This is a genomic window from Tenacibaculum profundi (assembly GCF_052050075.1).
In the GTDB taxonomy this organism is placed as follows: domain Bacteria; phylum Bacteroidota; class Bacteroidia; order Flavobacteriales; family Flavobacteriaceae; genus Polaribacter.
The window spans coordinates 1,995,798-2,017,806 of the sequence record NZ_CP197225.1 but is presented as its reverse complement, the minus strand read 5'-3'; the positions used below and the strand labels follow the sequence as shown (position 1 = coordinate 2,017,806).

Genomic DNA, 22,009 nt, shown 5'->3' with positions numbered 1-22,009 from the left:
TATTCTCAATGCAATTTTAATAAGAACACATCGAAACCTATTCAATAATAAGATTTGTTTTATAAAAGGAACTGTTAAAGCGTTGAATTTAGCTATATATCTTCATGTTTTAAAATCACTAAACATCTTATGTTAAATTAATGTTACCAAAACGTTGCTTGAGTGTGAAATATATAGTATATTTGTTTAACTAGATGTTAATCAATAAAAATATATGATATGAAAAAAGTGGTATTTTATGCTTTTCTTCTATTTGTTTTTTCTTTACAGGCTCAAACGGAACCTAAATATGAGAGTGTTGGAGACCTTGTAGAAGTTACCTATTTCTATAAAGATGGAACAGTTAGAGAGAAAGGTTTTTTTAAAAATAAAAAATTAGAAGGGACTTGGCTCAGTTTTGACGAAAGAGGCAATAAGACAGCAATCGCGCATTACAAAAATGGAAAAAAAATCGGAAAATGGTTTTTATGGCACAAGGATGGATTGAGAGAAGTGAATTACAAAAATAATATGGTAGCTAGCGTGCAAAATTGGAGAGAAGAAACTAAAATAGCAATTAAGTAGAAGTTTTTCTTTATTTTCTTCCAAAATCTGCGGGTATTTCACCCCAAGCCTTTGTTTCCCATTTTAAAATAGGGTTTTTAAAACTGTTATTTTGAAGCCATATTTCAGCTCTTTTTATTAATTCCAATAAATCCTTATTCGAATTATCAAAAAGAATGTTCGTTTTGCATTTTTTCTGCTTGATCCAGCTAATTGCTATTTTTGAGTCAGAGTAAATAGGAGTGTTAAACATTTTTCTTTGCTTTAAAAAAGCAATTCCATGGACCAATGCTAAAAACTCCCCAATATTGTTAGTACCTTTCTTAAACGGTCCTTTTAAAAAAAGTTGATTTTTATTGTGTGTTAAAACGCCTCTATACTCCATAATTCCAGGGTTTCCAGAGCAAGCAGCATCTACTGAAATACTTTCCAAAACCGGAGAACCAAACTTTTTTTTCTCAGACTCAGATAGTGTTTTGGTGTTTGTTTTTAAACCTTTATAGTCATCATATGTTTTTTTAAAAGCTTCTTCAGCTTCTTTCTTAGTGGAGAATGACTTATATTGTGCCCCTTGAAAGCCTGTTATTTGTTGTTTACACGCAATCCAAGTATTGAAAACACCTGATTGTTTTCCTTTCCAAACAACATAATATTTTTTTTTACTATTCATTTCCTAGTAATATATTTTTAATAATTTTAGGAAAATATTTATATTCCAAAAGATGTACTTTGTTGGCAATCTGTTCAGGTGTGTCATTTGGTAGAATTTCTGTTTTCGCTTGAAATATAGTAGCCCCTTCGTCGTAATTTTCATTAACATAATGAATAGTGATTCCGGTTTCTTTTTCATTATGTTCTTTAACAGCTTTATGAACATTCATTCCATACATTCCCTTGCCACCAAATTTAGGTAATAAAGCAGGGTGAATGTTAATAATCCTATTTGGAAAAGCGTCAATAATATTAATTGGCATTTTCCATAGAAAGCCCGCAAGAATTATAAAGTCCGCTTTCGCTAGCAGAAACTTCATAACAACATCATTTTCATAAAAGTCATTCTTACTAAATAAAGAAGCTTCAATTTTTAAACGTTTACATCTTTCAAATACTTTTGCTTTTTTGTTGTTGGAAAGAACATGAGTTACTAAAATTTCTCTCGAATTTTTAAAGTAATTAATTATGTTCTCAGCGTTACTTCCTGATCCTGAGGAAAAAATAACGATTCGTTTCATGTTTTATGACTTTACTTTACAAATGCAAAAAAAAGAATAATTATCAATAAACACAGCTTATAGAATAAAATATTCCGGTATTTTTTTTATTTTAGTCAACACATTTTTGAGGAAAAATTAGAATTAAAACTTAAGATTTGTATTTTTGCCACGATTTTAAATTTTAAAACTTATAAAATTATGTCAGACATTTCATCAAGAGTAAAAGCAATTATCGTAGACAAATTAGGTGTAGACGATAGTGAAGTAACATTTGAAGCGAGCTTCACAAATGACTTAGGAGCTGACTCGTTAGATACAGTTGAGTTAATCATGGAGTTCGAAAAAGAATTTGATATTCAAATACCGGATGATCAGGCTGAAAATATTGCTACCGTTGGACAAGCGATAACTTATATAGAGCGTAATAATTCTGAAGCTGGAGAAGAAATGTCACAGCTTCATACTGTAGTAAGTGGTGATACTTTGAGTAAAATTGCTAAGAAGTTTTATGGTGATGCAATGAAATATTCAGTGATTTTTGAGGCTAACAAACCTATGTTGACAGACCCAGATAAGATTTTACCTGGTCAAGTCTTGAAAATACCATCATTAAAAAAAGAAGATACGAAAAATTAAAAAGTATATGCAATTAAAGCGAGTTGTAGTAACTGGACTTGGCGCATTAACGCCTATAGGAAACAATAAAGATGAGTATTGGAAAAACTTGGTTAACGGAGTTAGCGGAGCAGCGCCTATAACATATTTTGATGCTGCCAAGTTCAAGACTCGTTTTGCATGTGAGCTTAAAAACTTCAATGTGAATGACTTCATTCACAGAAAAGAATCACGTAGAATGGATAAATTCACACAGTATGCTATGGTTGCTTCAGACGAAGCAATTGCGGATGCTCGAATTAATCTAGACGAGGTGAATAAACTAAGGGTTGGAGTTATTTGGGGAGCTGGTATTGGCGGGCTTGAAACTTTTCAAGATGAAGTTTTAAGTTATGCAAAAGGAGATGGTACTCCTAAATTTAATCCATTCTTTATTCCTAAAATGATAGCAGATATTGCGCCTGGTAATATTTCTATAAAAAATGGTTTTATGGGGCCAAACTATACTACTGTTTCTGCCTGTGCTTCTTCAGCAAATGCTATGATTGATGCATTGAATTATATTAGGTTAGGACATTGCGATGTGGTAGTAACAGGAGGTAGTGAAGCAGCAGTAACAATTGCAGGTATGGGAGGGTTTAATGCAATGCATGCTCTATCCACAAGAAACGATGATCCCGAAAGTGCCTCAAGACCTTTTGATGCAGAGCGCGATGGGTTTGTTTTAGGAGAAGGAGCCGGAGCAATTGTATTAGAAGAATATGAACATGCGGTCGCAAGAGGAGCAAAAATATATGCTGAAGTCGTTGGAGGAGGATTGTCTTCTGACGCGCATCACATGACAGCGCCTCATCCTGAGGGTATCGGAGTTATTGCTGTTATGAAAAACTGCCTTGAGAATGCAGGTTTAAAACCAGAGGAAGTCGACCATATTAATACACATGGTACATCAACACCGTTAGGTGACGTGGCAGAGCTAAAGGCTATTTCAGAGGTTTTTGGCGAACATGCAAAAAATATCAATATCAATTCAACTAAATCAATGACAGGTCATTTATTAGGTGCTGCTGGTGCTATTGAGGCAATAGCGTCTATATTAGCTATGGAGCACGGTGTAATTCCGCCAACTATTAATCATTCAGTAGTTGATGAAAATATAAATCCAAACCTCAATTTGACACTTAATAAAGCACAAAAGAGAGATGTCAAAGTAGCAGTGAGTAATACTTTTGGCTTTGGTGGGCATAATGCCTGTGTAGCGTTTAAAAAAATAGTGTAGTTAATATGAATTTTCTTCGTAGAATAGTTAAGCCCCAAAATAAAGAGGACGTAAACTTTTACTACGAACTAAAAGAGCTGTTGAACTTTAAACCAATAAAATTAACACATTATAAAAAAGCATTTACTCATAGGTCACTAAAATTAGTCGATAGAAAAGGTAATCCGGTAAATTATGAACGATTAGAATTTTTAGGTGATGCGATACTAGGATCTGTAATAGCTTCTTACTTATATAAGAAAGTCCCTGAAGGGGATGAAGGCTATTTAACACAAATGAGATCCAAAGTGGTGAGTCGAGAGCACTTGAATGCATTAGGGAAAGATCTGGAACTTTTAAAGTTTGTAAAGAGTAATGTTGCTAATAATCAGATAAGTGAAAATATCCACGGTAATATTTTTGAAGCCTTAATTGGGGCTATTTATTTAGATCGAGGTTACAATTATTGTCATCAATTCATATATGAGCAAGTAATATTACCCTATGTAGATATCAGTAAGTTAGAAGGTAAAATTTCAAGTTATAAAGGGTTCATTATAGAGTGGTGTCAAAAGAATAAGAAAAAATATAAATTCGATTCTTATGAAGACACTGGAAACCAAGATAAGAAACACTTTAGTGTACGAATAAGTATTGATGGAGTTATAGTAGCAAAAGGAAGAGCGACTTCTAAGAAGAAAGCAGAGGAAATAGCTGCCAAAAGAGTTTATTTTTCAATGCAGGATAAAATGTCAAGATCCTAATGTAATGTCGAAAACCTTTTCGTTATTTTCGTATTAAATATTATCTACTTTCACTAACTTAGCAAAAACTTAACGTTGTTTATGACAGTCTATGAGTTAGACTTTGATGATTTTTCTGCGTGTGAGTATTCATTGTTAGCAATACACACACCACTAGAAGATTATAAGCTAGCCTATCTTTTAAATAGACGACTAGATTATAAATTCAACAAAAGCGATATCAATATAGATAAGAAGAGTAAAAATGATGTTTTAACATCATTTTCTGTTTACGAATATTCTGATGGTGAGTATAATTTTTTACTTATCAAGAATACTTTAAAGAAAAAAGTAATTATTGATAATAACAGTTTGTTTAATGTTAGTCATGAAGTTCATCACCTTATTCCTGAAAGAAAAAAAGTTGATTACTTTATAAAAATAGAAGGAGATGTCGACTCTATTTACTTATCAAAATTGATACAGAAATTAAAAGAGTTTCCTCAACTGCTAACATCATACAAGATAGATATAAATTCATTAAAATCTAAAGATTTTTTAATTTTTTAGTATATGCCACATAATAAAAAAACTAAAATTGTTGCAACTTTAGGGCCTGCTACAAATACAAAGAATATTCTTGAAAAGATGGCCGAGCAAGGGGTCAATGTTTTTAGAGTTAATTTTTCACATGCTGACTACGATATTGTTAAAAAACGAATACAGCAGATAAGGCAAATAAATGAGGAAAGGGGGTATAATGTCGCTATTCTAGCAGATTTGCAAGGTCCTAAGCTTCGTGTAGGTGTTATGGAAGAAGGTGTAGAGCTAAATGCTGGTGATACCTTTGTTTTTACTACTGAGGAATGCCAAGGAAGTAAAGAAAGGGCTTACATGACATATCAAAATTTTCCAAGAGATGTAAAAGTGGGAGAAAATATTTTGGTAGACGATGGTAAATTGATGTTTGAAGTAATTTCTACGGATAAAGAAAAAAATGTTGTTACGAAAGTTATTGTTGGAGGTGTTTTAAAATCAAAAAAGGGAGTCAATTTACCTAACACAGCTATATCTCTTCCAGCTTTAACTGAAAAGGATAAAAAAGATGTTGTCTTTGCTCTTGAACAAGAGGTAGACTGGATTGCACTATCTTTTGTTAGAACGCCAGAAGATTTAAGAACATTAAGAGATTTAATTAAGCAGAAATCTAGATATAGAGTTCCTGTAATAGCAAAAATAGAAAAACCAGAAGCGGTAGAAAATATTGACGCTTTAATTCCTTATTGTGACGGCTTAATGGTAGCGAGAGGAGATTTAGGTGTTGAAGTTCCAATGCAAGATGTGCCTTTAATACAAAAAAGTTTAGTTAATAGGGCTAAACAAGCAAGGATTCCAGTTATTATTGCTACGCAAATGATGGAAACAATGATTGAAAATTCGGTACCAACAAGAGCCGAGGTTAATGATGTTGCTAACTCTATCATGGATGGTGCTGATGCCGTTATGCTTTCTGGAGAAACATCTGTAGGGAAACACCCTTTAAGGGTAATTAAAAAGATGTCTGAAATTATTGAAAGTGTTGAGTATTCACATCTTATTAAAGTTCCTCAAGAAGCGCCACATATTAGAACTAATCGTTTTATTACAAAATCCGTTTGTCATCACGCTGCTTTAATGGCTGATGATATTAAAGCAGCAGCTATCTCTACTTTAACAAATAGTGGGTACACAGCTTTTCAGATATCAGCTTGGAGACCAAAAGCTCATGTTATAGCATTCTCTTCAGAAAAAAGAATATTAGGAAAATTAAATTTGTTATGGGGAGTTAGAGCTTACTATTATGATAGAAACTTGAGTACAGATGATACCGTTGAAGATATTAATGAAATTGCTAAAGAAAAAGGATATGTAAAAACAGGTGATTTTATTATTAACCTATCTTCTATGCCAGTAGAAGCAAAAGGAATGGTCAATACATTAAGAATATCTCACATAGATTAAAAAATTAAAATTACTTCTCTTTAGTTATTTAGAGGAGTAGTTTACGAAAATTATGAGCTGTAATTTTTTATTTAAAAAGTTTAAGCGTATTTGTTCAAATGAATATTGTAATTAATCTTTCTGAATCTTGACATTTAGCGATAGCATGGTGACAAGATTTAAATGGAGGTTTAAAAAGAAACAAGCATATTATTAGCCATTTATAATGGCAAAACGAGAATTTTAAAAAGAAGCTACCTTGTATTAAATTGTGAGGTAGTTTTTTTTGAAATCTAATGAATAGATACCTCTAATATACATATATGATTAGTCCTGTCATATCAGTGAAGGAGGTGATAACATAAATAGAAGTTTTGATAAAATACCGTTTGTAGAGAAAAAAAGAAGCACAATTTGTCTAAAAGTATTTCAAGTATTATTTAATAGTTAGAAAATTTTTTTTGCAGAAAATACTGAAAATATTATGATAAATTAATTCATAAAAAACCATTATATGTTGTAAATATGCACATGATTTTAAGTGTTATTAAATACTATTTTTTCTGCAGAAGGTAAGGAGGTAGTTGTTTTTTACACCAATCTAATTTGCTTAATAAGCACCTTTACGAATATAGAAATAGCCTTAAAATTTAATTAAAAACCCTATAATTTTTGTAAAATTAAATTTTTGTCATTTAAATATGAAAAAAAAATTATACTCAATAATTGTATGGTTGCTCATCACCCTTATTTCTGGGTGTGGTGGAGATCAAGAAAACCCAAAGTCAGAAATAGCAGGGTCTTGGACAATGTTGGCTATGCGAACCAATGGAATAACAAAAAAAAGGGGAGACCTTATTAAATTCAATACTCTTTCAAAGAATATAAATTCAACATTAGAGGTAAATGAAACAGCAAAAACAGTAACCGTTTCAGGTTCTTATAATCTAGTGTTCAGATCCTCCATCCATGGAAAGCATACCTATGGAGAGTTAATAGTAAAGCAACCTCCAAGAACATCCAATAGCCTATACCATGACAATTTATTACAAATAGAAAATAGTTTGTTTAATTCGTTGAATGCACAAGGAGAACTCGTGGCAATAGGAACTCGCTTTATAGTTGAAAAATTAACTGATACCAGACTAACGCTAAGGAATATAACATACCTTCATCCGGAGAATGATGAAACTGTTATTACTGGAAATATTGAAACAGTCATGGAATTCTCTAGAAAATAAGATTAAAAATAAAAGTTACGTGAGTTGGTGATTCAAACTATCTGTTTAACAATACTTTAAGGGTTTGTTGCTAGGTAAAAGCGTAATTTACGCCGATTTTATCAAAAATTATCTCTCGTTTGATTTAATTCTATTATTATCAATTACTTAATTAAGTAGTGTCAAAAAGTATGAATAAAATGGGGACGTATTTTGTAAATATCAAAAATTGTTTTTTTAAAAATAAAAAACGATGTTGTGCAGAAAGCACAAAAGTTAAAATTGATTCGAATAATTTAAGCAATAAACTTTTTAACATAAAATTTCAGTTTGTAAATACACTGAAAGTAACTAAAAGAAGCATCATTTTTTATAAAAATCTTCATTATTTAGTTGGGTTTTTCGTAATTATTATTAGTGGCAGCTGTAGTAATAATGAAGAAAATCTAATAATAGATACAACTATCTCAGGAAGATGGAAAATGGTTGCTCTAGATACCAGAGGAAAAACCAAAGAAAAGGGTAGGCTTATCAGCTTTAAAAGTTTTTCGAAGAATATGAACTCATTATTAGAAATAGATAATGTGGCTAATACTGTTACTGTTTCTGGTTTTTATGATTTGGTGTTTAGATCATCTGCACATCCTTTGCATAGCAATAAGAAATTCAGAGTAAAGCAGCTTAAGAAAACAACCAAAAGTTTATATAAGGATAATCAATTACAAATAGAAAGTAGTTTGTTTACCACGTTAGGTTCGCAAGGAAATTATTGTCCAATTGGATCACAATTTGTAGTAGAGGAATTGACTAATAAAAGATTATTATTAAAAAATAGTACATATGTATACTCTAAAAAAGATAGTAATGTTGTTGTTGGTAAAATGGAAACTGTTATAGAATTTGTTAGATAAATATTTTAAAGTGTAGTGCTTTGTTTTTAAACCTATTGATGTTAATAGAATGTGCATATTCAATAAACAAAAACCTTTGTTTAACAGTATTTTAAGGTTGTTTTTTTTTATTTTGTTTTTAAAAAGAGTATTTTTGCCGCTATTTTTAGTAAATATTTCCCCCGGTTGGTATAATAACATAATCATCATAAGATTTCAATTTTTTTGGAAAGGCATGATTAAAAGAAAAAAAAATGTGGGAGGATTTTTTATGTGTTAAAAGGTATTTTTTAAAAGGAAAAATACATCACAACAAAGTCAATAGTTCAATTGGCGATTTCAAGTTTACATCAAAATGGTTAAGATTAGATCAAGTTACTTATCTGTTTTATAAAAACCTTAAGTACTTAATCTTTTTTATTATAAGTATTTCAAGTTACCATAATGCTTTTGCGAACGAAAGAAATATAAAATTCACTTATTTTGAGAAAAATGTTAAAGAGCCTGAATTAATAAAACGGGCCATTAAAAATTCAAGTACTGTTTTTAATTTGATAACACATGGAAAGCCAGGAGAGTTATTCATCAAAAATCAGTGGAGAAATGCAAGCGAGATAGCAGTTTGGTTAATCGAAAATGTAGATCTGACAAAACTTTGTCAGATTAATATTTTTGGCTGCGAATTTGGGAAAGGTAGAAAAGGAAAAAAAGCCATAACTTTTCTTGAAAACACACTGAATTTAGGTGTTGCAGCTTCCAATAATATCACAGGTAGCGACGGTGATTGGAATTTAGAAATAGGAAATATTGAGCTATGCATCGATAATGAAAGCTATGCTTATAATCTTCAGACATCAAGTGTTTGTTCAGCAGGGCTTGATTCAGATGGTGACGGAATTAACAATGATTGCGACTTAGATGACGATAATGATGGTATCTTAGATGTGAATGAGCTTTGTGCTCCCATTCCAGGGGCAGCAAACCCTATTTTAGGAAATGTATGCTGGAGTTTAAGAGGTTTTGATATATATACTATTGGAGGAAGCACGGATGGGTTAGGTTATAAAAAATCAGGTTTTGAAAAGGGAGCTTACAAGCAAGGTAAAAAGTTAACAGTACTTAATGGTGTAAATGACTTTAAAGCTAGTCATATTGGTGATGGTACAGCTATTTTGAGTACCGTTACATTTCCGAATGGGAGTATGAAATACCGATCAAATCATCCAGTTAATAGTAGAGCAGAGTTTAGAGATATACGTGCAGATAACTTTATATCAGGAGGTATTGGAGGTGATGGTGCTTACCTAGAATCAGAGTTAGGAGTTAAAGTGGGAGATACTTATAGTATTGAAATTGACTTTATAAAACCTGTTACCGCTTTTAGTCTAGATATTATTGACGCCTTTGATACCTATAAAGACAACCTACCAGTTCTTAAGTACCAGGTGTATGCAGATGGTAAACTCATCGCTTACTTAGAGGGAGGCGTTGTAGGAAATGATGAAACAGGGATGATTAATATTTATGATGCAGATGGCAACTTAAAAGGAGCTTTAAGAGTGGGGCAAAACATCGAAACTTCTATTGGTTTTGTCACTATTGGTTCTGTTCGTAAAGTAGTTGTTAAACACGATGTAACAAGTGGTTTTATTCGTTCAATTTCTTATGATCCTCATGGATTTGATGGTTTTGCATATAGCACTGATTTTTGTGACACAGATGAAGATGGTATTCCTAATCATTTAGATTTAGATAGTGATAATGACGGGTGTCCTGATGCTATAGAGAGTAGTGGAAATCCATACGATTTTAGTGATCTTAATTCTAATGGAAGTTTAAAGGCAATAATAAATACAAATAGTTCAAGCGCTTCTTACGGTGTACCTAATGGTATTAACTATGAAGGTGGAACTTCCTACAATGATAGTAAGGTTTCTAGTATATGTGATAGTTGTTCAAAAGAAAGCCCTTCTTATGTTGATTCCGATGGCGATGGAATAGGTGATGCCTGTGATTTAGATGATGATAATGATGGGATTTTAGATACTGATGAGTTGTGCGCAGCAATTCCTGGAGCAGCGACACCAAGTTCAGATCGTATTGCTTGGAGTGAGGGTGGCTTTGATGTTTATACTAGTGGAGGAAATACAGATGGACTAGGGTATGAAAGATCAGGTTTTGAACAAGGAGCATATTTTCAAGGGAAAAGTTTAAGAGTTTTAAACGGGGCAAATGATTATAGAGCCACTCATTTTGGTGACGGTACAGCTATTTTAAGTACAGTTACTTTTCCTAATGGTACTATGAAGTATGTATACAATCAATCGAGAAATGGAAGAGCGGAATTCAGAGATACTACAGTGAATAACTATATTTCTGGAACTGGTGGCGATGGTGCTTATATTGAATCAGAATTAGGCTTAAAAGTTGGTGACAGTTATAGCATAGAAATTAACTTTACCAAACCTGTTACTGCTTTTAGTTTAGATATTATTGATGCTTTTGATACCTATACAGATAATCATCCAGTTCTTAAGTATCAGGTATATGCTGATGGTAAATTAATAGCATATTTGGAAGGCGATGTTTTTGGAAACGATGTAACAGGAAAGGTAAATATTTATGACGCTAAAGGACGTTTAAAAGGAAACCTTAAAGCAGGACATGATATTGAAAATACTATTGGATTTGTTACGTTGTCTTCTGTTAGCAAAGTTGTTGTAAAACATGACGTTACAAGTGGTTTTATACGTTCAGTATCTCATGACCCGCATGGGTTTGATAATTTTGCCTACAGTGTTGATTTCTGCGACACAGATCATGATGGCGTACCAAATCATTTAGATTTGGATAGCGATAATGATGGTATATACGATATTACAGAAGCAGGAACTAACAGTTTAGATAATAATAATGATGGAAGAATAGATAATTTAGATAGTGCTGGTTTTGAGTATGATCGTGATAGAGACGGTTTAGCCGATATTATTGAAACAGCTCAAGGAAATGATAACGGAACAACTCCAAGAGAAACCTCATTTGGAGTACCTGATTTTTTAAGTTCTGATAGTGATGCCGATGGTTGTAGCGATGCAAATGAAGCTTACAATGACCCTTTAGCTGACGGAGATGGAAATCTGTATTACAATCCAAATAACTTCGAAGAACCTCTTATGCTAAGCGCCGGAGCAGTTACAGTTTCAGGTAAGGTTGTCGGAGCATCTTATAAAACGGGTGATGTTGCAAAGGTTATCGATAAAGATTTTTCATCTTCGATTTGTTTTTGCCCACCCGACTATTCACCTACTTTATATACGAAAAAAACAATTGTTGTTGGCAGTCGCTCAGAAATTGATTTTGTAGTGATAGTTGCAGAATCAAACCTTCAAGATGCTAATGGAATAAACCCTGTAGAGCTTCGAATTGCAAATAGCACTAGTTTTAATTTTATTTTTCAAAATGATTTAACAACACTAAATGGAGTTGAGGTTGATAATTCAAATTGGAATTATATTGGGATAGAAAACGAACTTCATAAATTTCAATTCATCGGAAATAATGGCGTGTTTCCAGGAAATACAATTTCTAAAATTGGAATTAAAGCAGAATTTATATCACCAATTAATTCAAGAGGTCAAAAACCCTTAAAAGTGACCATTAAATCAGATTCGGGTGGACAAACTAATAGAACAAATGATAATGATCAGGATATTATATATTATAACAATACTGTTTTAACAAATTAAAAATAAAACTCTGTTATATTCACAAAAACATAAGGTATCTAATTTTAGATACCTTATGTTTTTGTTATAATTCAAGTTTTTGTGAAGTAATAATAGCATCATTATTAACAAAAGGCATTGGCATCATGTTTTCATTTCTCGGAGATAAATTAAATAAAGAGGTCTTTAATAAGTCATAAGATACTTCATTTAAAGTAAGAGATGGTTTCGTGTTTTTAGGGATTTTTAATAGTAAGCTAATATCGTTTTCGAATGGTGTCATTTGATAGGTAAAAACAACTCCTTCGTTTATTTTTAAAGGTGTTTTATAGTCATGAGATACACCATTAATACAAATCCCCTCTATTTCAAATGGGGTTGAAGTATGGATTTCATATTTGTTAATCTTTCTTTGAGGTGTTATTAAAAGGCTAATTTCTCTTGTTTTTTCAAAAATAGTATCGATCAAAATAGAAACCTTTGAATTAGCTATATTTTGATATTTTTCTGGTTTATAATATTTAAAAGGGGTATTGTATTTGCTCTTCCCAGAAGATTCAGGAATATTTCCTTTAATGTAGTTTTTATTAAAAATTTGTTTTGTATAGGTATCTAAAGTATTGTTGTAGGTTGCCCAGTATGATGTTTTTGTATTAGAGTTTTCGATAAAAACTAAACTGTTTGGTTTTTTGTTGTTTACATCAAAACCACTGTTTATAAAGCTGATTATAAATAAAATAAAGGTGCTTAAACCAGCAACAACTTGCCACCTGCTTTTATAATCTTCTCTCAATAAAATAGGAATAAGCCAGCCAAATAAAAAAGTAATGAAAATAGATGAGATAAATAATGTTTTGAGTCCAAGACCAATAGGGAATAGTTTGATGAGTGGAGCTAGTATGTAAATAGAAGGTATTGAAAGTGTTGCATATATAAGTGGCTGCTGTTTGATTTTTAAAAATAGGCTAATTAATAGTATGATAATAGCAATAAGGACAGGGATGATTAAAAACGTAGCACCAGGAAGGTAGCTTGTTACTAATACATTTAATAAGATTCCAAACGTAATGGGAGCGATAAAAAGATCAGTTGGTTTAATGTACGTAAAATAGCTATATACCTTATATAAAACCCATAGGGTAAGAGCTGTAAAGGCGCACATATAGATATAGCCATTATAAGTAAAGCCATGCAACATGTCAGTGTAGCCAGGGTGAATAAATAAAAGCAATTGCCATAACAAAAAACTAATTCCTGATGAAGCAAGCAAGCTTATTAAAAAGGGAACAAACCCTAGTGCGCTATTATTTATAGAAATTATTTGCTTTCTTACTCCTAAAAAATAGGCTATTGCAAATAGAAATATAGAAAACAATAGTAATGGAAAAATCCACTTATAAGAATAAGAAATCATTTTTATAAAAGGGAAGTTGACAAAAATTAAATCTTCGTCACTATTTAAATTTGAGATATCTGAATTTGCAAAATAATTTAATGAATTCATTAAATAATCGGCTTGATGTATCAATGATTTTCTATCAAGACGCTCATAAGAATCCTGTTCGGTATGGTAATCAAAATGATCACCTATAAAGGCAAAATTAAAACCATTTATATCTTTATGTTCTCTAAATACAGTTAAATCTGTGTCATTTGGTAAGATTTTGTAAATGCTATAAAGTAAAGAGTTGGAGATTGGAAAATTAACATTTGCCTTTCTAAATTCTTCGAAAAGTTTTTTGTTTTTACCATTCGTTTCCATAAGCATAATGCTAGAACCACCACTACCTCGAGCTTCAAAATTTAAAATTAGTTTTATTTGTGATGCCCATGGATGATTATCGACAAAAGATTGAGCCCCTAGTAATCCAAGTTCTTCAGCATCTGTAAAAACAATAATAATATCATTGTTAAATTCTTTGTTTTTGGAAAGAAATGCACGTATACCTTCTAAAATTGTTACAACCCCAGAACCAGCATCACTGGCTCCTTTTGATGAGTGTGGATGTGAATCATAGTGTGTAAGTAAAAGCAATGCATTTTTTTCTGACCTACCTTTAATTTTAGTAACAATATTTTCTGTTGTAGTAGCTGCTTTCCATTTTTTATTATAAGCAACTTGACGCTTTATGGTTGGTTTAAGACCTATTTTTGTTAGTTCATTTATAATGTATTGTTGAACTTCTTTATGCTCACTACTTCCTGTAAAATGAGGTTTTTGAGAAATGTTTTTTAAATGATGTAGCGCATTGTCAATGGAAAATAGCGTTTCTTTTTTCAGTTTTTCAATATCATTATTGCTAGGAGAAGTGTCACTTAAACTCCATAAAATTGAAGTTATAATAATGATGATTGCAATAAAATTATTTGATTTTTTCATTAAATAGTTTTTGTTAGATAAAAATATTAAATTGAAAGGTAAAATTTAATGAACATCAATCTATTTTTTGGAATGGTGTTTTTAATAGGATAATTTAAAACAATTAAATATGGGAATTATTAATTTTCAGGGTAAAAGAAGCCCTGTTCAAAAGGATAATTCAGAGCCTATTTTGGTATCTGATTATATGACAACAAAGATAATTTCTTTTAAAGAAGAGCAATCGATAGAAGAAGTAATAGAAGCATTGATTAAAAACAGAATTTCAGGAGGTCCTGTTGTCAATGAAAAAAATGAGTTGATAGGAATAATTTCAGAAGGAGATTGTATGAAACAGATTTCTGAAAGTAGATATTATAATATGCCCATAGATAAAAAAAGAACCGTTGGTAAGGCAATGGTTAGAGAAGTTGAGACAATAGACGGAAATATGAATATTTTTGACGCTGCTAATAAATTTGTAGAATCAAAACTAAGGCGATTTCCGATTATAAAGGATGGTAAGTTAATAGGTCAAATAAGCCAAAAAGATGTTTTAAAAGCAGCAATAAAGCTAAAAGGAAATACTTGGAAAATAGAATGATGATTATAGTTGATAAGGTTATTCTTGTTTAACTAATAAAAACCATTCATTTTCTAATTCCAAATATCCTTGATCATACACATAAAAGTAGGTATTCCCTGCTTTTGTTGTGTATAAGGTAGTGATAAATTTAAAATCAAAACCTTTATCAAATAGTTTTCTTCTAGTTACTTTAGTTTTACCGGAAATATTAAGTTCTGTTAGGATTTTATAGTTTTTTCGTAATCTATTATTAATATTTCGAATTAAATTTTTATTACCCTTGTCCGCTTTATTATTATAGGAATTTCGACAATAATCAGTACAGAATTTTTTATCGATTCTGCCCGAAATTTTTTCACCACAATCCAAACATTTTCTATTACTCATATTCAAATTTGTTTAATGCATACCATTTCATTTCATTCCGTTCAAAGGAAATTTTTTAATAAACTTTAAGCCTATTTTTTCAAGAACTTTATTAAACCCTACATTCGCTGCTACTACAGCACCATAAATTATAAGATATTTTTTTCGAAAACCATAATCTAAGCATTTTATAGCGGATTTTGTAGCGTAATCATTGCCCCAAAATTTAGGAATCAGAGGATAGCCAATATCGACAAAATTTGTAAAACTGTTTAACTGTTTTTTGATGCCGGTATTTAGTTTTAGTTCAGACCACTCTACAAAATAGCCAGATGATTTCTCAAATAGCGCAAATCTTCCAACTTTTCGAGAGGCATATTGATCTAAGAAAAAAGTAAGTGTGTCCTCTGACTCTTTATGGGGTGAAATAGGCTTATTCCCTAAATATTTATGAACTTCTGGATTCGAATCTAGTTCAAAGATATGCGCTATATCAATCTCTTTAAATTCTCTTAGTATTAAGTTTTTAGTTTCTAAAAATAGTCCCATAACAAAATATTTAAGCGAATATACAATAAAATTAAACGACTACAAACGACTACAAACGACTACAAACGACTACAAACGTTTAATAACCGAATATAATTTTTATGTTGTTACACCTTTGCATTGTCTTTAATATTTTACTTATAAGACAAATTAAATCTTAACTGTTTAACAAAAAAATAATAATTATGAATGCACTTAAAAACAAGGTACAGTTGATTGGAAATTTAGGAACAACACCTGAAATTATTACTCTTGATGATGGAAAAAGAATAGCTAAATTCTCATTAGCAACAAATGAAACGTATAAAGATTCTTCGGGTCAAAAAGTAACAGATACACAATGGCACAATATTATAGCTTGGAATAATATTGCAAGTATTGTTGAGCAATTTTTACAAAAGGGAAGCGACGTGATTATTGAAGGAAGATTAAGATCACGATCTTTTGATGATAAAGATGGTAATAAACGATATTTTACTGAAATCGTTTGTAACGAGTTATTAATGTTAGGTCGTAAATAGTTGGGAGGATTGCTAGAAGTATCAAATGAATTATTTTTGATGTTCAAAAAATAAATGAAAAAGAAAGAAAGAGTTGTTTATGAAGACAACTCTTTTTTTGCTGTAAAATAGATGAAGTTTATTTGTTTTTTTTTAGTTTTTTCAATCGTTTGATAAATAGGGGGCTAGGTTTTAATCAGATAATAAAATTTTGAAATATCTTCATTTACTGCATAAAGACTGGGTTAGTAAGTTAAATTATTAGACAATTGAATTATATTTGCTCAATTGATAAAGGGTAAATTTGATATACTTTTTAAAAGAATAATTAATTTAAAATTTTATGAAAAGAAAATTTTTCGTGTTTTTTTTGATGTGCTATACCTCTTATGTTACATCTCAGATTGATGCAAATTCTGTATTTGTATTACCAGCTTTAAGTAACGTAGAAATGAATAGCATTACAACAATAAGTCAAGGAGGATTAGTCTACAATTCTACAGATAAAAGACTATATAAGTATACTGGTAGTGAGTGGGTTCCAATAGGTTTAGGAACTTCTTTAGGTGAAGATTTAAAGCTCATAAGAGGTAATGTAAATGAGAACGGTACAATTGCTCAGGGTACAGGATTTACTGTTAAAAAACTCACAAATTCGAGATATCAAATTGATTTTTTATCACCATTTAAAGCTATACCATCGATAACATTTACAGCAGGTGAATTAACAGCGCTTAATAGTTATGAAGATAATGTTGTGAATATTATATCCTTGTCCAATTCAAGAGCTACTGTTATTATTCACGATAACGAAGGGGAGAATAATGTAGAAGACTCTTGGTTTTCATTTATAGCTGTTGGACCTAAATAGATTTTTTATAATCGAAATATAATTGATTAAAAAAAAATACGGCTTTCATAATATTTATGATATTAACAGCCTGAGATAAATATAAATTAAGTTTTATTATTTAGGTTTAGGCAAAGTAAAATAAAAGGTAGTCCCTTTTTGATCTACTGAGTCAATCCATATTTTTCCATCGTGCATGTCTATAATTTTTTTTACAATTGAAAGCCCTACACCTGTTGAAGAATTAAGATCTTTTAAAGTTTTGAAAATTTTAAAAACTTTATCATGGTATTTTTCAGGAATACCTGGACCATTATCTTTTATGTAAAATTTCCAGCAAGTGTTTTCCTCTGTTGCACCTACGGTGACAAAACCGTTGTTTTTATCGCAATATTTTATGGCATTGCTTAGTAGATTTTGAAATAATTGATGTAATCTAAATTTATCCATTTTTATAAGCGGTAATTTAGAGTTGATATGCACGGTTACATGTTCTGGTATGTATAAAGTTTTAATCAAGTTTTCGACCAAATTTTGAATATTTATTTTTCTATTTACCGAGTTTACTTGGTCAATCCTAGCGTATTTTAATATCCCATTTATTAAGTGATCCATTTTGTCTATTTGATTGAATAACATTTGGATATTTTCCTTTATTGAATCATTTTCAGTATCTTCTGTTTCTTCTTGTATCCAGCTAGTCAATGCATTCATATTTCGTAATGGAGATTTTAGGTCATGCGAAACAACATGAGCAAAATCATCGAGTTCCTTATTGCTTCGTCGTAGATTTTTAACTAGCTCTTTATTTTTATTTCCTGTTTCAATTAATAACTTTAAGTTGGTGGCACTTTCCAGTTTTACGGCTGCAAGATTAGTAATAGTAGTTAATGTTTTAGAAAGATGATTTGAAAAGAAATTTTTATTTGAATGCTTAGAATACAGCAAACCAATAACATGTTTTTTGACAATGATTGGAATAAAAATTATCGAGCCATATGTTATATTTTCTTTTGTATACCTCTTATCGTTAACTACATCATTTATTATTAGGGTATTATTTTTTTTTATTACATCATTAGCAATTTTATTGTATACAGAGCATTCTTGTTCTTTAGGATAATTTGCTGCTTTTTTTAGTTCTTTCGTTACTGGGTCTATGAGTTGGATAGCACAATTTTCAAGGGCAAGAAGTCTAGATGTGTTCGTTACTATTTCTTTAGCTATTTCTTGTATGTCAGTTTTTCCTAAAACAGAGTACATCAATCTATTTAAAGACATGAGCAAAGACTGATTTATAAAATCTTTGGTAATGTCTTCAATGACAATTACTTTAAGGTCTTTATTGTCTGTATTAATAACTAGCGAAACTTTTGTTTTAGCCTTGAATATTTTAGCGTTCTTTGTTTTATATCTTTTAATGATAGAAAAGCTATGGGCTTTTTTATTAGCAAGCTTTTTAACATGATTATTAAATTTTCTTCGATCTTCTTCGATCAAGATATGAGTAAAAGGAAGTCCTGAGAGTTCTCCTTCTTCGTAGTTTAATAGATCTCTAAAGGTTTTGTTAGTTTTTAAAATTTTTCCATCTTCTATTAGTGCTATACCTAAGGACGAATTTTCAACAATAATGTCTAATTGTTGCTTTTGCATGTTGAAAAATTCTTGCTGTTGTTTTTGGTGTGTAATATCTCTTATAATTCCTTGTGCTAGTTTTGGCTTTTGATTGACATCAAAAATTATATTACAATTAATATCTACCCATTTTAAATTTTTATTTTTATCAAATAGGCGTATTTGAAAATTACGAAGACTTCCTACCTTTAAAAATTCATGAAACGCATCAACCATATGCTTCATGTCTTTTTCATAAATGTTGTTTTTTACGTTAAAACTTCCCTTTTTTAAAGAAGTACCAAAAAAATCGATTGCAGCATTATTCATCTGTATAACATAACCTTTAAGATCCATGAGAATATAAGGGTCAATTATCGTGCGGAATAAATTGTCAAGTTCAATTTGTTTTTCATTTACTAGTTTTAGTGTTTTTAATTTAACATTTTCTAGTTCTTGATTTTTATTTTGGAGAGCCTTCGATGCCTGTTGCAAAGCTATCTCAGTTTCTTTATGGGCAGTTTTTTCATTTTCGAGAGAAGTTTCCAATAATTGCCTCTTGTTATGACTCATGAGTGGTTAGTTAGACTTTGTAATAAAATTGTATTGTTATCAGTAAATGATAATAAATGTTTTATTAAAATAATGAAAACTAATGTATTATGCTAAAGTATTAGCTATAAATATTTTCACTGCCTAACGAAATAACTACCTAGAGCTTCATACTTAGCTGAATTCGTTTTCTGGTTAAATCTACTTCTAAAACTTTAACTTGTACTTGTTGTTGTAAGCTTACGTGGTTATTAATATCTTTTATATAGGTATTTGAAACATTTGATACGTGAACCAATCCACTCTCTTTAATACCAATATCAACAAAGCAACCAAAATTAGTAATGTTGTTTACAATTCCTGGTAAAACCATTCCTATTTTCAAATCATCGATGGTTTTGATATGTTCGTTAAAAATGAATGCTTTAGCTTTTGACCTCGGATCTAATCCTGGTTTTTCAAGTTCTTTAATAATATCCTGAAGTGTTGGTAACCCGAAAGAGTCGGTAATATATGTTTGAAGTTTAATTTGCTTTAAAATTCCTGAGTTTCCTATTAAATCATGAATGTCTTTACCAGCATCTTTTGCTATCTGCTTAACTACATCATAGCGTTCGGGATGTACGGCAGAGTTATCTAGGGGATTATTTCCGTTTTTTATACGTAAAAAACCTGCAGATTGTTCAAAAGCTTTTCCACCTAATCTAGGCACTTTTTTAATAGCAACTTTGTTGTTAAATGCTCCATTTTCATTTCGGTAGTTGACAATGTTTTCAGCCAGTTTCGGACCAATTCCAGAAACATAACTTAAAAGTGATGCACTTGCTGTGTTTACATTGACTCCAACTTTGTTTACACAATGTTCCACGATCGTATCTAACGATTGTTTTAGGCTAGATTGATCGACGTCATGCTGATATTGTCCAACACCGATAGATTTGGCGTCAATTTTAACTAATTCAGCCAAAGGGTCGGCTAAACGACGACCAATAGAAACAGCGCCTCTTACCGTAACATCATGATTTGGAAACTCATCACGCGCAATTTTTGAAGCAGAATAGATTGATGCCCCAGCTTCATTTACTACAAAAATTTCAATAGGTGATGAAAACGAAATATTTCGTACTAAGCGTTCCGTTTCTCTCGAAGCCGTTCCGTTTCCAATAGATATCGCTTCTATTTGATGTTTTTTAACTAGGTGTTCAATTGTATATGAGGCTTCTTTCGATTTATTTTGAGGTGGATGTGGGAAAATAGTGTCGTTTTCCAACAAATCACCTTGTTTATTTAAGCAAACTACTTTACATCCCGTTCGAAAACCTGGGTCAATAGCAAGTATTCGCTTTTCACCTAAGGGCGCACCCAGTAATAATTGTTGTAGATTTTTAGCAAAGACAGTGATGGCCGATTCGTCTGCTTTTGCTTTCGCAAGGTTCATTGCTTCGGTAGTTAATGAAGGAAGTAATAAACGTTTGTAAGAGTCATCAATAGCCTCTTGAATTTCAGCACCACTTTCATTATTCGATTTAATGAGTTTGTGATCAATTTTATTTAAAACATTCGTATCGTCAATTTCAATTTTGACGCGAATAAATCCTTCTTTTTCGGCTCTTAAAATAGCCAACATTCTATGAGATGGAATTCGACGTAAATTTTCCGACCAGTCAAAGTAGTCTTTGTATTTTTGAGCGTCTGCTTCGTCTTTTTTAGACTTGACAACTTTGGTGGCTATGGTTGAGTATCGTTCCAATTCTCTACGAACCATATTACGAATATCGGTACGTTCGTTAATCCATTCGGCAATAATATGACGTGCTCCCTCTAGGGCTTTATCCACTGATTCTATTTCGTTCTTCACGTATTTTGAAGCCACATGTTCTAAATTATCACTACGCTGACTCATAATGATTTTAGCTAATGGTTCTAATCCGTTTTTTCTTGCTGTTTCGGCTTTTGTTTTTCTTTTCTTTTTAAAGGGTAGATAAAGGTCTTCTAAAGTAGTTAAATTGTCTGTTCTTTCAATTTTAGCCTTTAATTCATCTGTTAGACTGCCTTGCTCATCAATTGCTTTAAAGATAGCCTTTTTTCTCTTTTCTAAAGCTTCAAATTGTTGTTTTAATTGAACAATTTGCCCTATTTCAACTTCATCTAGATTTCCTGTTTTTTCTTTTCGATATCTCGCGATGAAAGGAACAGTACAATCTTCATTTAATAGTTCAATTGTACTTTCAATTGATTTTAGAGAAACTTGAACATGTGAAGAAATATAGGTGATAAGTTGCATATAGTGTGTTTTTTAAAAAGAACTCCATGAAACCTTGGAGTAGTTGCTAAGATAATAAAGGTTTATTTTTGGCTGTTCAATTTTCTAAGGGAATATAATTGCATCTAATAATATATGAACTATCTTCAAGTATACTCTCTATTAATTTTTTAGTTTTATTT

19 protein-coding genes are annotated in these 22,009 nt (G+C 31.1%); 12 read left to right on the top strand and 7 right to left on the bottom strand.

The window, feature by feature from the left end; genetic code table 11:
* Nucleotides 1-219 precede the first annotated feature (219 nt).
* Nucleotides 220-564, top strand: coding sequence for a toxin-antitoxin system YwqK family antitoxin (locus ACSIGE_RS08240; RefSeq protein ID WP_440879396.1), 345 nt, complete (start codon nt 220-222; stop codon nt 562-564).
* 10 nt (nt 565-574) lie between these two features.
* On the opposite strand, the gene ACSIGE_RS08235 is transcribed toward ACSIGE_RS08240, so the two are convergent.
* Together ACSIGE_RS08235 and purN are read right to left on the bottom strand one after the other, a co-directional pair.
* On the bottom strand, nt 575-1,213 hold the full coding sequence (locus ACSIGE_RS08235) for a ribonuclease H1 domain-containing protein (protein ID WP_440879395.1): 639 nt from the start codon (nt 1,211-1,213) through the stop codon (nt 575-577).
* Nucleotides 1,206-1,775, bottom strand: a complete 570-nt coding sequence (gene purN, locus ACSIGE_RS08230; protein WP_440879394.1) for a phosphoribosylglycinamide formyltransferase — start codon at nt 1,773-1,775, stop codon at nt 1,206-1,208. Before purN ends, ACSIGE_RS08235 begins: the two co-directional genes overlap by 8 nt.
* 180 nt (nt 1,776-1,955) lie before the next feature.
* Between purN and ACSIGE_RS08225 the strand changes: the two genes are divergently transcribed.
* From ACSIGE_RS08225 to ACSIGE_RS08190, 8 genes are all read left to right on the top strand, one after another.
* Nucleotides 1,956-2,393, top strand: a complete 438-nt coding sequence (locus ACSIGE_RS08225; protein ID WP_440879393.1) for an acyl carrier protein — start codon at nt 1,956-1,958, stop codon at nt 2,391-2,393.
* A gap of 7 nt (nt 2,394-2,400) precedes the next feature.
* The gene (gene fabF, locus ACSIGE_RS08220) at nt 2,401-3,651 is read left to right on the top strand and encodes a beta-ketoacyl-ACP synthase II (RefSeq protein WP_440879392.1); all 1,251 of its coding nucleotides are present in this window, start codon (nt 2,401-2,403) and stop codon (nt 3,649-3,651) included.
* 5 nt (nt 3,652-3,656) lie between these two features.
* Nucleotides 3,657-4,394, top strand: coding sequence for a ribonuclease III (rnc, locus tag ACSIGE_RS08215; protein WP_440879391.1), 738 nt, complete (start codon nt 3,657-3,659; stop codon nt 4,392-4,394).
* Nucleotides 4,395-4,475: 81 nt separating this feature from the next.
* The gene (locus ACSIGE_RS08210) at nt 4,476-4,943 is read left to right on the top strand and encodes an IPExxxVDY family protein (protein WP_440879390.1); all 468 of its coding nucleotides are present in this window, start codon (nt 4,476-4,478) and stop codon (nt 4,941-4,943) included.
* A 3-nt stretch (nt 4,944-4,946) separates the two neighbouring features.
* Nucleotides 4,947-6,374, top strand: a complete 1,428-nt coding sequence (gene pyk / locus ACSIGE_RS08205) for a pyruvate kinase (RefSeq protein WP_440879389.1) — start codon at nt 4,947-4,949, stop codon at nt 6,372-6,374.
* Nucleotides 6,375-7,054: 680 nt separating this feature from the next.
* Nucleotides 7,055-7,594: a hypothetical protein gene (locus ACSIGE_RS08200; protein ID WP_440879388.1), complete on the top strand. Its 540-nt coding sequence runs from the start codon at nt 7,055-7,057 to the stop codon at nt 7,592-7,594.
* Between the two features lie 179 nt (nt 7,595-7,773).
* Nucleotides 7,774-8,484: a hypothetical protein gene (locus ACSIGE_RS08195; protein WP_440879387.1), complete on the top strand. Its 711-nt coding sequence runs from the start codon at nt 7,774-7,776 to the stop codon at nt 8,482-8,484.
* A gap of 233 nt (nt 8,485-8,717) precedes the next feature.
* Entirely contained in the window at nt 8,718-12,209 is a 3,492-nt protein-coding gene (locus ACSIGE_RS08190) for a DUF4347 domain-containing protein (RefSeq protein ID WP_440879386.1), read from the top strand.
* 64 nt (nt 12,210-12,273) lie between these two features.
* On the opposite strand, the gene ACSIGE_RS08185 is transcribed toward ACSIGE_RS08190, so the two are convergent.
* Nucleotides 12,274-14,568 carry a M28 family peptidase gene (locus tag ACSIGE_RS08185; protein WP_440879385.1) on the bottom strand — a complete coding sequence of 765 codons (2,295 nt, stop codon included), beginning with the start codon at nt 14,566-14,568 and terminating at the stop codon, nt 12,274-12,276.
* A 109-nt stretch (nt 14,569-14,677) separates the two neighbouring features.
* Between ACSIGE_RS08185 and ACSIGE_RS08180 the strand changes: the two genes are divergently transcribed.
* Entirely contained in the window at nt 14,678-15,151 is a 474-nt protein-coding gene (locus ACSIGE_RS08180; protein ID WP_440879384.1) for a CBS domain-containing protein, read from the top strand.
* An 18-nt stretch (nt 15,152-15,169) separates the two neighbouring features.
* Here ACSIGE_RS08180 and ACSIGE_RS08175 read toward each other — a convergent pair whose 3' ends face one another.
* Both ACSIGE_RS08175 and ACSIGE_RS08170 read right to left on the bottom strand, forming a co-directional pair.
* Nucleotides 15,170-15,520 carry a hypothetical protein gene (locus ACSIGE_RS08175; protein ID WP_440879383.1) on the bottom strand — a complete coding sequence of 117 codons (351 nt, stop codon included), beginning with the start codon at nt 15,518-15,520 and terminating at the stop codon, nt 15,170-15,172.
* A 27-nt stretch (nt 15,521-15,547) separates the two neighbouring features.
* On the bottom strand, nt 15,548-16,048 hold the full coding sequence (locus tag ACSIGE_RS08170; protein WP_440879382.1) for a GNAT family N-acetyltransferase: 501 nt from the start codon (nt 16,046-16,048) through the stop codon (nt 15,548-15,550).
* Nucleotides 16,049-16,233: 185 nt separating this feature from the next.
* Between ACSIGE_RS08170 and ACSIGE_RS08165 the strand changes: the two genes are divergently transcribed.
* Nucleotides 16,234-16,569 (top strand): single-stranded DNA-binding protein, encoded by a 336-nt coding sequence (locus ACSIGE_RS08165; RefSeq protein ID WP_440879381.1) that lies wholly within the window; start codon nt 16,234-16,236, stop codon nt 16,567-16,569.
* A gap of 322 nt (nt 16,570-16,891) precedes the next feature.
* On the top strand, nt 16,892-17,419 hold the full coding sequence (locus ACSIGE_RS08160; protein WP_440879380.1) for a hypothetical protein: 528 nt from the start codon (nt 16,892-16,894) through the stop codon (nt 17,417-17,419).
* A 96-nt stretch (nt 17,420-17,515) separates the two neighbouring features.
* On the opposite strand, the gene ACSIGE_RS08155 is transcribed toward ACSIGE_RS08160, so the two are convergent.
* Together ACSIGE_RS08155 and ACSIGE_RS08150 are read right to left on the bottom strand one after the other, a co-directional pair.
* Nucleotides 17,516-19,585, bottom strand: coding sequence for a PAS domain-containing sensor histidine kinase (locus tag ACSIGE_RS08155; protein WP_440879379.1), 2,070 nt, complete (start codon nt 19,583-19,585; stop codon nt 17,516-17,518).
* 139 nt (nt 19,586-19,724) lie between these two features.
* Nucleotides 19,725-21,848, bottom strand: coding sequence for a Tex family protein (locus tag ACSIGE_RS08150; protein WP_440879378.1), 2,124 nt, complete (start codon nt 21,846-21,848; stop codon nt 19,725-19,727).
* Between the last annotated feature and the right edge of the window lie 161 nt (nt 21,849-22,009).